The 10033-nt window shown below is 75.6% G+C and carries 8 protein-coding genes and 1 pseudogene; 3 read left to right on the top strand and 6 right to left on the bottom strand.

Annotated features, from left to right (window positions below; genetic code table 11):
* Nucleotides 1-85: 85 nt before the first annotated feature.
* The gene (locus AB0D10_RS45300; RefSeq protein WP_360268666.1) at nt 86-3337 is read right to left on the bottom strand and encodes a BTAD domain-containing putative transcriptional regulator; all 3252 of its coding nucleotides are present in this window, start codon (nt 3335-3337) and stop codon (nt 86-88) included.
* Between the two features lie 257 nt (nt 3338-3594).
* Here AB0D10_RS45300 and AB0D10_RS45295 point away from each other — a divergent pair, with 257 nt between their 5' ends.
* Complete coding sequence (locus AB0D10_RS45295) at nt 3595-4593, top strand: hypothetical protein (protein ID WP_360268664.1); 999 nt, start codon at nt 3595-3597, stop codon at nt 4591-4593.
* 19 nt (nt 4594-4612) lie between these two features.
* On the opposite strand, the gene AB0D10_RS45290 is transcribed toward AB0D10_RS45295, so the two are convergent.
* The 3 genes from AB0D10_RS45290 to AB0D10_RS45280 form a co-directional block, all read right to left on the bottom strand.
* Entirely contained in the window at nt 4613-5359 is a 747-nt protein-coding gene (locus AB0D10_RS45290) for an MBL fold metallo-hydrolase (RefSeq protein ID WP_360268661.1), read from the bottom strand.
* Nucleotides 5360-5480: 121 nt separating this feature from the next.
* Nucleotides 5481-6455 carry a GlxA family transcriptional regulator gene (locus tag AB0D10_RS45285; protein WP_360268658.1) on the bottom strand — a complete coding sequence of 325 codons (975 nt, stop codon included), beginning with the start codon at nt 6453-6455 and terminating at the stop codon, nt 5481-5483.
* A gap of 179 nt (nt 6456-6634) precedes the next feature.
* Nucleotides 6635-7432 (bottom strand): alpha/beta hydrolase, encoded by a 798-nt coding sequence (locus AB0D10_RS45280; RefSeq protein ID WP_360268655.1) that lies wholly within the window; start codon nt 7430-7432, stop codon nt 6635-6637.
* Nucleotides 7433-7491: 59 nt separating this feature from the next.
* Between AB0D10_RS45280 and AB0D10_RS45275 the strand changes: the two genes are divergently transcribed.
* Nucleotides 7492-7911, top strand: coding sequence for a MarR family winged helix-turn-helix transcriptional regulator (locus AB0D10_RS45275; RefSeq protein WP_360268652.1), 420 nt, complete (start codon nt 7492-7494; stop codon nt 7909-7911).
* Nucleotides 7912-8163: 252 nt separating this feature from the next.
* Here the strand turns inward: AB0D10_RS45275 and AB0D10_RS45270 are convergent, their stop codons facing one another.
* Complete coding sequence (locus tag AB0D10_RS45270; protein WP_360268649.1) at nt 8164-9069, bottom strand: oxidoreductase; 906 nt, start codon at nt 9067-9069, stop codon at nt 8164-8166.
* Between the two features lie 399 nt (nt 9070-9468).
* Between AB0D10_RS45270 and AB0D10_RS45265 the strand changes: the two genes are divergently transcribed.
* Nucleotides 9469-9642, top strand: a complete 174-nt coding sequence (locus AB0D10_RS45265; protein ID WP_360268668.1) for a hypothetical protein — start codon at nt 9469-9471, stop codon at nt 9640-9642.
* Nucleotides 9643-9902: 260 nt separating this feature from the next.
* Here the strand turns inward: AB0D10_RS45265 and AB0D10_RS45260 are convergent.
* Nucleotides 9903-10033: pseudogene (locus tag AB0D10_RS45260) on the bottom strand (MepB family protein); the annotation flags it as partial.

Here is a 10033-nt window from a genome sequence, read left to right as displayed (position 1 = left end):
CGGGGCGGGGGCTGTCGGGCGGCCCGCTGGGCCCCCCCCCCGCCGGGGGGGGCGCGACAGGCGCAGGCCCGTCCCTGACGAATCGTCAGATTGCTTCCAGGATCGCCGATTCCGGCCTCGACAACGCCCGTCCGCGCTCCCAGGCGGCCCGGAAGCCGGACTCCCCGAGCATCTCGGCGCAGCCGTCCAGGACGGCCCGCAGCTCAGGATCTCCCGCGTCGTGAGCCCCGCGGAGGCCGTACGCGGCGCCCAGCGCCGCCGCACCGCGGGCCGCCTCGCCGAGCGCGAGGCAGTGCTCCGCGAACCCCTCCAGCACGTCCGCCCGCACCGGCCGGTCGCCGCTGTCCGCCGCGAGCTCCAGGGCCCGGCGGTGCAGCGGGCCCGCCGCGTCCGGTGTGCCGCGCCGCTGCCGGATCCGGGCCACGCCGCTGTGCAGCAGGGCGAGCAGGTGCAGCCGCGCCGGGGCGGCGGGGCCGGTCGCGGGCAGCCGTTCCAGCCGCCGCAGCGCCTCCTGCTGGCCGCGCAGGGCCGCGTCCAAGTCGCCGACACGCCTGTCGAGTTCACCGAGCGCGTAGTGGGCGGCGGCCTGCAGGTGGGGGTCCCGGGCGCGGTCGGCGGCGGCCAGCGCGCGCTCCAGGTCGGACCGGGCCGCAGCCGGTTCGCCGCGGCGCGTCCGCAGCCGGCCCGACAGCAGCAGTGCCAGCGGCGCCTCGCCGCGGCCGCCCGTCTCGGCGTCCCGTTCACCGGCCTCCGTCAGGGCGGCGAGCGCCTCGTCGGCCGCGCCGGTGACGGACAGCAGCGCGGCCAGCGTGACCAGCGCCATGGCCAGCCCCCAGCGGTCGCCCACGGTCCGGAAGCCGTCCACCGCGGTCCGCAGGCGGTGCTCGGCGTGTCCGATCCGGCCCTCGCCCAGCTCGATCCGGCCGGCCACCAGGTGGGCGGCTGCCCGCGTCCACCGGTCGGGGTGCTCGCCGTACCGCTGCGCCGTCGTGCCGACCGCGTCCGGCGGGCCCGCCATGGCGAGCAGCAGCGCGGCGGCCAGGGCGACCGGGTGATCGGCCTGCTGGGCGGTGATCAGCGCCGCACCCGTCGCCTCCGGCGGGACCACGGCGTCGCCGGGTTCCCGGAGCGGGGCGGTGAGCTGCAGCAGGATCACGCACAGGGCGTGCGCCTGCTCCAGGCCGGGCGGCGGGGTGCGGCCGTGGGCCGCGAGGACGGCCGCCGTCCACTCGCCGGCTTCCCGGCTCTGACCGCGCATCAGCCAGGGCCAGGCCCGGGCGGCCGTCAGCCTCAGCGCGTGCTCCGGTGGGCCGACGGCGACCGCCCGGCGCAGCGCGGCGTCCAGGTTCCCCTGTTCCGCGTCGAGGCGCGCCAGCCAGCCGATCTGGCCGTCTGTCCGCAGCCGGGGTTCGGCGGTCTCGGCGAGCTCGACGAACCGGCGCAGGTGGGCCGCCGCGGTCGCGTCGGCCTCACCGGCCTCGACGAGCCGTTCGGCGGCGTACGCGCGGACCGTCTCCAGCAGCCGGTACCGCACCGCGCCGGTCTCCCGGCCGACGACCGCGACCAGGGACTTGTCGGCCAGGGACGCCAGCAGGTCCTCCACGGCCGTCGGGTCGGGCGCCGAGCCACCCGGCCAGTGCCCGGCGCAGACCGGGTGCGCGTCGGGCAGGGCCGCCCCGCCGGCGAACACGGAGAGCCGTCGCAGCAGGACGCGCTCGTCCTCGTCGAGCAGCTCCCAGCTCCAGCCGATGACGGCGCGCAGCGTGCGGTGCCGGTCGGGGGCGGTACGGGAGCCGCTGTCCAGCAGCCGGAGCCGGTCGTTCAGCCGGGCCGCGACCTGCCCGGGGCTCAGGGCCCGCAGGCGGGCCGCCGCCAGTTCGAGGGCCAGCGGCAGGCCGTCCAGTTCCCGGCAGATCCGGACGACCGGCTCGACGGTGTCGTCGTCCAGGGAGAATCCGGGGCAGACCGCGGCGGCCCGCTCCGTGAACAGGGCGACGGCGGGGTGCGCCAGTGCCTCCTGTGCGGTGCCACCGGGTTCGGGCACGGCGAGCGGCGCCACCGGCCAGAGCACCTCGCCGGTGACGCCGAGCGGTTCGCGGCTGGTGGCCAGCACGGTGAGCCGGGGCGCGGCGGCCAGCAGGCGGTGGGCCAGCCGGGCCGCGTCCTCGATCAGGTGCTCGCAGTTGTCCAGGACGAGCAGGACCTCACGGTCTGCACGCTCTTCCAGGGCTCGGACGATCCGGTCGACGGGATCCCCGGCCTGACCGCCCGCGGGCAGGCCGCCGGCCGCGACCCCGGTGTCCGCCGGGCGGCGGACCGCGGCCAGCACGGCTTGGGCCACCGCGTCCGGCCCGGCGGCGCCCGCGAGTTCGGCGAGCCGGACGTCCGTCGCGGGCGGTGCGGCCGTCGCGGCCGCGACCGCCAGCCGGGTCTTGCCGACACCGCCCGGCCCGGTCAGCGTCACCAGGCGGGAGCGGTGCAGGCGTTCACGGATCGCCGTCAGCGCCTCGTCGCGGCCGACCAGGCCGGTGAGCCAGGTGGGCAGGGCGGCACGCCGGGCCGGGTTCGCGGTGGTGGCGGGGGTCGGCCTCGGTGTGGGCGGCGTCCCGCCGGACAGCACCTGCAGGTGGACGTCCCGCAGTTCGGCTGACGGGTCGGCGCCCAGGTGCTCGGCCAGTGCCCGCCGGGTGCGCTCGAACACCTCCAGCGCCGCCGCCTGTTGCCCGTCCGCGTGGAGTGCACGCATCAGCCTGACGGCGGCCCGCTCGCGCAGCGGGTGCGCGACGCACAGCCCGGTGAGTTCCGCGACCAGGCGCGGCAGCGGGCCGGGCGCGCCGAGGGCGAGGAGGGCGTCGGCCCGCTCCTCCACCGTCGACAGCCGCAGCTCCGTCAGCCGGGCCGTCGGCGCCGCGACGAACCCCGCGCCTTCGGCGTCCGCGAAGGGCGTTCCCCGCCACAGCTCCAGTGCCCCGTCCAGCAGGGCGACCGCGTCGGTGAACCCGCCCGACGCGAGCGCCGCCCGCCCGGCCGCGACCCGCTGCTCGAAGTCCCAGGCGTCCACGTTGCTGCGGGGCAGGTCGAGCAGGTACCCGGCGGGGTGCGTGCCGATCACGGCCCGGTCGTCGCCCAGTGCCCGGCGGAGCCGGGAGACCAGGGACTGCAGGGCGCCGGCCGGTTCCTCCGGCGGGGTGTCCCCCCAGAGGTCGTCCACCAGACGCTCCCGGGTGACCACCCGCCCGGGGTCGAGGGCCAGCCGGACCAGGAGCAGCCGAAGCCGCGCCCCGCCGACCTCGGACGCCGACCCGTCCGCACCCCGTACGACCTGAAGTGGCCCCATGACGTTGATCCGCACCCCGCCCGCCCCCGCTCAGCACCAGCCGACATCCAAGATCATTATCCCGGCGTCCCGCCGGGCCGGAGCCGCGGGGCACGGTCCGGCGCGACCGCCGACGGCGGCCGGTGCTCGTCCTCCTCGGACGCCGAGGCGGCAAGAGCCGGACCGTCGGCCGTACACGCCCACGCCCTTCACCTTTTCGAGTGAAGATCGCGAAGGGTGTCCGCCCCCGCACCCCGCCCGAACCCGACACTGCGGGTATGTCACAGCATCCCGCGGACAAGTCCGCCTCGTCCCCGAAGAGGACACGGGTCATCAGGCACGCCGCGGCCGTCGCAGCCGCCCTGGTGCTGGGCACCGGGCCCGCCCCGGCCGCCTCCGCCGCGGCACCGGACACGGGCGGTCCGGACGCGGGCGCTCCGGACGCGCGGCAGCTCGGCGCGTACTGGACCGCGGCCCGGATGGCGGCCGCGCTCCCCGGCGACACCGGACGCGCCGCGCCGGCCACCGCGGACGGGCCGCTGCCCGGCGAGGTCACGCCCCCGAGCAGGAGCTTCGACGGCATCCCCCAGGTCGGGGCCTTCTTCTGGACCGACGCCGGGGGCACGGGCCGGAGCTGCAGCGGCTCCGTGGTGCGCAGCCCCGGCCGCGACCTGGTGCTGAGCGCGGGGCACTGCCTCTCGGGATACTCCGGCACCTCCCCGAAGCGGCACCTGGGGTTCGTTCCGCAGTACCACGACGGGCTCGCGCCGTTCGGCGTCTTCCCGGTCAGGAACAACGGCGTCCACGTCCCGCAGGAGTACTACGACCGGGGCCCGCACGCCGGGGCCGCGTACGACTTCGGGTTCGCGGTGACCGGGCCCGGCCAGGACGGGCGGCGGATCCAGGACGCGGTCGGCGCGGTCGAGTTGCTCACCGACTCCGGGTACGTCCACGCGCCGGTACGGATGATCGGGTACCCGAGCCGCGCGCAGAAGCCGCTGGAGTGCCTCGGCCGGACCACCCGGTGGGTCGGCGACGACCCCGCCGACCCGGGCACCTTCCAGCGCATCGCGTGCGACGGCTTCGTGAGCGGGACCTCGGGGGCACCGATGCTGGTGCCGTGGCCGGGCGGCTGGGCGGTGATCGGAGTGATCGGCGGCTACCACATCGGCGGCAACACCCCCCAGGTGTCCTACAGCGCGTACTTCGGCTCCGCCACCCGGGCCCTGTACGACGCCGCGACCACCGGCGCACCGCCCGCGGGCCCGGCCTCCTGAGCCCCGTCCGGACGCCGCGTCACTCGCCGCGGGTGGTGAGGCGGCCGGCGGCGTCGAGCCGTGCGAGGCGGGCGTGTTCCTTCTCCGCCCACCGCCGCACCCGGTCCGGGTCGAGCGCGGTGCCGTGGCCGACATGCAGGGCGGTGGGGTCGAGGGCGAGCATCCGGCGGAGGCTGGCGAGGTTCTGCCGGGGGTCGTCGTGGAAGGGCGGGTTGGCGGGCCTGCCGGGGATCAGGCCCATGAAGGAGGCTGCGACCAGGTCACCGGCGACGAGGTCCCCGTCGTCGGTGAGGACGGAGACCGATCCGGCGGTGTGGCCGGGGGTGGGCATGATGCGCGCCGCGACACCGAAGTCCTCCAGGCTCGTCTCGCCGCGGACGAGCACGCCGGGTTCGACCGGCTCGGCCCGGACGTGGAGGTTCCTGTTGCGGGCCATGAGGCGGCCCATCGGACCGGTGGGCAGGTACGGTTCGCGGACCCGGCCGGACCGGTACGGCCCGAGGTCGGCGATGTGGCCGGCGACGGGCGCGCCGGTGAGCCGGTGCAGTTCGGCGGCGGCACCGAAGTGATCGATGTGGCCGTGGGTGATGACGATCAGCGAGACGTCGGCGGGGTCGACGCCGTGGGCGGTGACCCCGTCGAGGATCTTCCGGCCGCTCCCGGGGGTTCCGGCGTCGACGATGACGGGCCTGCGGCCGAGCAGCAGGTAGGCGTTGACGACGTGCCGGCCCATGACCGGGATCGGGACGACCTTCGTGCGGGACATGGCTCTCCTCCGGAATGTGCGGCGGTGCCGCGCCGTGCGGGCACGGCGGAGCTCGGCCCTTCGCCGGTGCCGGCGGAAGGGGGCAGGTGGGGGCAGGTGGGGGGCGGGTGGGGCGGGCGGGTCAGAAGCGCCGGCGGTACTCGGCCGGGGTGGTGCCCAGCCGCCGCCGGAAGACGCGGTGCAGCGTCTCCACGGAGCCGAGGCCGCTGGCGGCGGCGACCTCCGGCAGGCTCCGGTGACTGTCCTCCAGCAGCCGCCGGGCGGCCTCCAGCCTGGCCGCCTCCACGTAGGCGGCCGGTGTCGTGGAGGTGCGCTGGTGGAACAGCCGGGTGAAGTGGCGCACGCTCAGGTGCGTCCGGGCAGCGAGGGCTTCGAGGGAGAGGTCCTCGACGAGGTGTTCGGCGATCCACATCCGCAGTTCGTCGATCCGGTCGTCCTCGCAGCTCCGGACGGACAGCGGCACGCTGAACTGGCTCTGCCCGCCGGCGCGTTTGACGTACATCACCATCATCCGGGCGGTCGCGAGCGCGAGGTCCTGGCCGTGGTCCTCGGCGACCATGGCCAGCGTCATGTCCATCCCGGAGGTGACGCCGGCGCAGGTCCACACCTGCCCGTCCCGGATGAAGATCGGGTCGGGGTCGACCCGGACCCGGGGGTGGTCGGCGGCCAGCCGGGCCGCGGTGAGCCAGTGCGTGGTGGCGGGCCGGCCGTCGAGCAGCCCGGCGGCGGCCAGCACGTGCGCTCCCGCGCAGACCGAGCCGACCCGCCGGGCTCGGGACGCCCCGTGGCGCAGCCAGTCGGTGACTTCACGGTCGATCACCGGTTCCACGCCGCCGTCGGCGATCTCGACCGCCCCCGACACCAGCAGGGTGTCGATCGGGCCGGACACCTCGTCGAGGGCCAGGTCGGCCATCAGCCGGACGCCGCTGGAGGTGACCGTCGGGCCGCCATCGGCCGTTGCGATCCGCACGTGGTAGCCGGGCCGGTCGGTTCCGGCGACCCGGGTGGCGACGGAGAACACTTCGGCCGGGCCGGTGACGTCGAGCAGCTCGATGCCGGGGAAGGCGACGATCACGACACGGTGCGGTGGGGGCATGCCCTGATCATTCCGCCCGGCCGGCCACGGCCGCAATGACCAGGATCTGTCACATCGGGCCATCGAGGAGCACCGGATCCGGCCGGTCCGGCTCACCTTCGGCCGACGTGGGAGGACGGATCCACGCCCTCCGGGCCGGTGCGCCCCGGGCCGGTGCGTCCCGGCCCCGGGCGCGACCGCTAGCCGGCGTCGGGGGAAGCGGTGCCCGTCCGGCGGAGGTGGGCGTCGATCAGGGCGAAGGTGGCGTCGGGCTGTTCGATCTGCGGGAGGTGGCCGGCCTCGGGGACGACCTCGAACCGGCCGTTGCCGAAGGCCTCGGCGTACGTCGCACCGTAGGCGGGTGTGACGATGCGGTCGCTGGCGCCCCAGAGCAGGAGGGTGGGCACCTGGACGCGTCCGATCCGGCGCAGCAGCTTGGGGTCGTACATGTAGGGGTCGCCGGCGAGGAGGCGCACGGTCGCCGTGTTGGCCTGCCTGCGCGCGAGTTCTTCGGCCGGGACGTCGGCGAGGTCGACGTGGTACCGGTCCGGGTCGTGCCAGGAGTGCTCCGCGGCGCTGCGGGCGTCGAGGGCGAAGAAGTCCGTGATCGGTTCCGTGTCGACCTGTACGCCCACGGCGTCGATCAGGACGAGGCCGGTGATGATTCCCGCGGTGTCGCGTACGGCCATCTCCGCGGCTGTCCAGCCGCCGAGGGAGGAGCCGACGACGAGGACGTCGCGCAGGGCGCGGTCGTGCAGGTGGTGCAGGTAGGCGAGGGCGAGGTCGTCGATGCCGGTGAGCCACCCGGGGCGGTGGGTACCGTCCCAGCCGGGGTGCACCGGGGTGATGGTGTGGGCGAGGCCGGAGAGGTGTCGGGCGAGGCCGGCGACGGTGGCGGGCCCGCCGCCTCCGTGCAGGACGAGGACCGGCCTGCCGGTTCCGGCCTCGGTGAGGGTGAGGGGCAGGTCTGCGTACACGGCTGCTGTGTCGGTGGGCATGCCTCAGGGTAACTAAAGATCTTTATATAAGCTAGTTTTGTTTGGCATAGACTCGACGCATGCGTAATGAGCTGCAAGAACTCGGCAGAGCGGTCAAGCAGGCCCAGTACCGACAACACCGGGCGCTCGACAGCGCGCTCTCGGACGCCGGCACGACACTGGCCCAGTGGGACGCCCTGCGCGCGATCAGCCGCTCACCCGGCGCCTCGGGGCGCGAGTTGGCCACGGCGACCTTCCAGACCGAGCAGGCCTTCGGCGCGCTCGTCGGCCGCCTCACGACCCAGGGTCTCGTCGAACGCCGGCCGGGACACGGCCGACGCATCGAGCACCACCTCACACCTGCGGGCGAGCAGATCCTGACCGTCGGCCACCAGGTCGCCGACGACATCCTCGCCGACTGCTTCGCGGCGCTGCCCGAGGCGGATCGCGCGACCCTGCTCGGCCTCCTCAGACGCCTCACCGAGGAAACGGACGCGTAGGGCGGGCCGGCGGGCACACCCCCGCCGGGCCTCGACGGCCGGCCACCACCCCGGGGGTCAACGGCCGCCCACCACCGCGGCACGGACGGGCGGTCAGGTGCGGTCGGCGCCGAACAGCGGGTCAAGCGGTTCCTCTTCGTAACCGTTCACCCCGCCACCCCAACCGAGGCCCCGGCACCGGTCGCGGCCCGGGACGGCAGCCGCGGACGCGCGGCCCTGCAGGGGGAGCCGCGGTCGGACCGGCGCCCGCCGTCAGCGACTCAGGGTCGTGGGGAAGCCCACGCCGGTGAGCCGTTCGGAGACGTCCCACAGACGGCGGGCCCTGGCGTCGTCGACGGCGTGGGGGCTGAGCTGTGCGGGGGCGGGGAAGCCTCGCAGCTCGCCGCGGCCGTCCGGTCCGGTGTAGCTGGCCCCGGGCAGGGGCTGGGTGGCCGCGTAGAGCGAGGGCAGCGCTCCCTGCTCCTCCGACTGGGCGACCAGACGGTTGGCGATCGCCATCATCAGCCGCTGGCCGGCGCCGGCGGCGCCGCTCTGCAGGTTGGTGGCGGCGTAGCCGGGGTGGACGGCGTGCGCGGTGACGGCGGAGCCGGCCTCGGTGAGCCGGCGCTGGAGTTCCCTGGTGAAGAGCAGGTTGGCCAGCTTGGACTGCTGGTAGGCCCGCCAGGGGCGATAGGACCTGCGCGAGTCGAGGTCGTCGAAGTCGATGTCCACACCCGGTCGCCGGTGCGCGTTGGAGGCGACGGTGACGACGCGGTCGGTGATCTGCGGCAGCAGCAGGTTGGTGAGGGCGAACGGGCCGAGGTGGTTGGTGCCGAACTGCCTCTCGAAGCCGTCGGCCGTGCGCGCCTCGGGGATCGCCATCACGCCGGCGTTGTTCACCAGGACGTCGAGCGGGCCGTGCCATCCCGCGGCGAACCCGCGGACCGAGGAGAGGTCGGCGAGGTCCAGTCGCCGCACCTCGGTGCTGCCCGGCAGGCCCCGGGCGAGGGCTTCGCCGCGCCGGGTGTCCCGGACGGCGAGCACCACGTGGGCGCCGGCCCGGGCGAGTTCCCGGGCGGTCACGGCGCCGATTCCGCTGGTGGCTCCGGTGACGACGACCGTGCGGCCGGTCTGCGCGGGGAGGTCCGCGGCGGTCCACTTGCTCTGCGATGCGCTCATGCCCCCAGGCTGCCCGGACCCCTTCATGTTGTCAATGACAACATTGCCGCGTGTTCGCACGCCCCCGCCGCCACGACGGGCGCCCGGGCGGGCCCCTGAGGACGACGCGACCCGCACCGCGGCACGACGGACCGGCGCAGCCGACCTGGAGCATCCCCGGGAGCGGGTACGGCAGTTCACCCGGGTTCGGCGCCCGGGTGTTCCACCAGGGCGGGCCGAGGCAGTGGATGACGGCCTGCGCGGGCCGGAGCACGGGCGAGTACATGAGGGGGATGCGGCAGCGATACAGGTGGACTCCGGCGGGGCGTTCGGCACCACCGAGTCATCGGGCACGGGGGTAACGAGGCTCGACGCGGCCGGAAGCGGTGGCCGTTCACGCGTCACGGTGGCTGTTCGTACGTGTCCGGTGCGCCCGGTGCGCCCGGCCGGCAGCAGGAGGACGAGCGCGAAGAAGTCGAACACCGGCATCCCCCGAAGTGGTTGTCCTCGTACGACGAGGCGGTGCCGGGGGTCTGGTTCCGCCTGCCGACCAACGCGGAAGTCCAGGTGGTGTTCCGGTGGGGCGCCGCGTAGTTCGGCGATGACCGTGGCGGGCAGCGGGGCGTCGAAGGCCTCGACGACGTCGACCACGCCCGACGGCGGCATCGCGTCGACCGGCTCGTGGGCGATCTGCTCGATCCACGGAGCCGGCCGGGCCGTGCGACGCGGGGACGGCGGACGCGGCCTGGCAGTGCCGTCGGCGGGAACGCGCCCGCGCGCTGCGCCCGGTGGTGCGGCGACGCACCGACTCGCCGCGCCGTCACGGCACATGGCCTCACCCGGGAAACGGCGGGCCGGGAGGAGGAGACGTGCCGGTTGGTCGTGGTCACCCACGGCGGGTAGACGCGGAACCCTCGTTTCCCCGCCGGAGCCGCCGCGGGAGACGATGTCGCGCTCGCACAGGACCTCGCGCGGGAAGGCGAAC

This window comes from Kitasatospora sp. NPDC048545, assembly GCF_040651155.1.
Lineage (GTDB): Bacteria > Actinomycetota > Actinomycetes > Streptomycetales > Streptomycetaceae > Kitasatospora.
The sequence above is the reverse complement of the archived record's forward strand: the minus strand, read 5'-3'. Positions and strand labels throughout refer to the sequence as shown.

Coding starts and splice junctions, on each gene's coding strand:
- AB0D10_RS45290 (WP_360268661.1), bottom strand. CDS start 5,359: ATGTCCCGCACGAAGGTCGTCCCGATCCCGGTCATGGGCCGGCACGTC.
- AB0D10_RS45270 (WP_360268649.1), bottom strand. CDS start 9,069: ATGAGCGCATCGCAGAGCAAGTGGACCGCCGCGGACCTCCCCGCGCAG.
- AB0D10_RS45285 (WP_360268658.1), bottom strand. CDS start 6,455: ATGCCCCCACCGCACCGTGTCGTGATCGTCGCCTTCCCCGGCATCGAG.
- AB0D10_RS45275 (WP_360268652.1), top strand. CDS start 7,492: ATGCGTAATGAGCTGCAAGAACTCGGCAGAGCGGTCAAGCAGGCCCAG.
- AB0D10_RS45295 (WP_360268664.1), top strand. CDS start 3,595: ATGTCACAGCATCCCGCGGACAAGTCCGCCTCGTCCCCGAAGAGGACA.
- AB0D10_RS45300 (WP_360268666.1), bottom strand. CDS start 3,337: ATGGGGCCACTTCAGGTCGTACGGGGTGCGGACGGGTCGGCGTCCGAG.
- AB0D10_RS45280 (WP_360268655.1), bottom strand. CDS start 7,432: ATGCCCACCGACACAGCAGCCGTGTACGCAGACCTGCCCCTCACCCTC.